Origin of the sequence: Streptomyces sp. NPDC004126 (genome assembly GCF_050275515.1) — a bacterium.
Lineage (GTDB): Bacteria > Actinomycetota > Actinomycetes > Streptomycetales > Streptomycetaceae > Streptomyces.
In genome coordinates, this window is sequence record NZ_JBNNPF010000132.1 from 1 (window position 1) to 1,389 (window position 1,389).

Genomic DNA, 1,389 nt, shown 5'->3' on the forward strand with positions numbered 1-1,389 from the left:
CTAGTAGTGCTTTGTTAGCTGGTCTTGTCGTGTCGGGTGTCTGGTAGTTCGCTGGTTGTATGAGGGCTGGGGAGCTTGCGGCGGTGCGGGGCCGGTTGGAGGAGTTCGCTTCCGAGGTGTTCGCGCCGCTGGTGCGGCGGGACCAGCGGGCGAAGGGCCAGTTGTATCTGCGGGGCCTGCTGCTGGACGGCCGGCGCAAGTCGATGCAGCCGATGGCCGAGCGGCTCGGGGTGGACCATCAGCAGTTGCAGCAGTTCGTGACGTCCTCGACCTGGCCGGTCGCCGACGTGCGGGCCCGGCTGGCCTGGCGGGCAGTGGCGGTGGTGCATCCGCGGGTGTGGGTGGTGGACGACACCGGGTTTCCCAAGGACGGCACTGCCTCGCCCGGGGTGGCCCGGCAGTATTCGGGCACCCTGGGCAAGGTCGGCAACTGCCAGATCGGTGTCAGCGTCCACGCCGCATCCGACACCGCCTCGTGCCCGCTGTCCTGGCGGCTGTTCCTGCCGCAGTCGTGGGACGGGCCCCAGGCGGCCCCGCGCCGGGCGGCCTGCCGGATCCCCGACAGCGAATGCCACCGCCCGAAGTGGCAGCTCGCCCTGGACATGCTCGACGAACTCGCCGGGATCGGCCTGCGTCCCGCCGCCCTGGTCGCGGACACCGGCTACGGTGCGAACGCCGACTTCCGCCACGGTCTGGAAGACCGCGGGCTCGCCTACGTCCTGCAGGTCAAAGCCGAGATGACCGCTCATGGCGAGGAAGCGGTGCCGCATCAGCCCGCCTATTCAGGGCTCGGCCCCCGCCCGCTGCCCCGTTACCGCACCCGGCCCGTGTCCTTACGCGAACACGTGCTGGCCGCGGGACGCCGGAGGGGCCGGGCCGTGACCTGGCGCAAGGGCTCCAAAGCCGCGATGAGCTCGCATTTCGTGCTCCTGCGGGTCCGCCTTGCGGGCCGCCGGCCCAAACCAGCCGAGGACGGCACGATCCCGCTCCTCTGGCTGATCGCGCAGTGGCCCGAAGGCGAGGCGGAACCGGTGAAGTACTGGATCTCGAACCTGCCCGCGGACATTCCCGCCAAGGACCTGGTCCGCCTCGCGAAGTCCCGCTGGCGCATCGAGCACGACTACCGCGAGCTGAAGACGGCCCTGGGCCTGGACCACTTCGAAGGCCGCTCGTTCACCGGCTGGCACCGCCACGTCACCCTCGTCAGCGCCGCCCACCTGTTCCTGACCGAACAGCGGAGCAGCCCAAAAGCCCCTGCCAGGGCCTGACCCTCTACCAGGCCCTGGACCTCCTCCAACACCTCATCGCCACCTGGACCGGAACCTGCCCCACCTGCCGACAAACCATCCCATGGCAGACCTACGACACCACCTAACAAAGCACTACTAG

General features: G+C 69.5%; 1 protein-coding gene. It reads left to right on the forward strand.

The features are described 5' to 3' along the window. The first annotated feature begins 59 nt into the window (after positions 1–59). The gene (locus ACQKM2_RS40850) at positions 60–1,268 is read left to right on the forward strand and encodes an IS701 family transposase (protein WP_427719283.1); all 1,209 of its coding nucleotides are present in this window, start codon (positions 60–62) and stop codon (positions 1,266–1,268) included. The last annotated feature ends 121 nt before the right edge of the window (positions 1,269–1,389 follow it).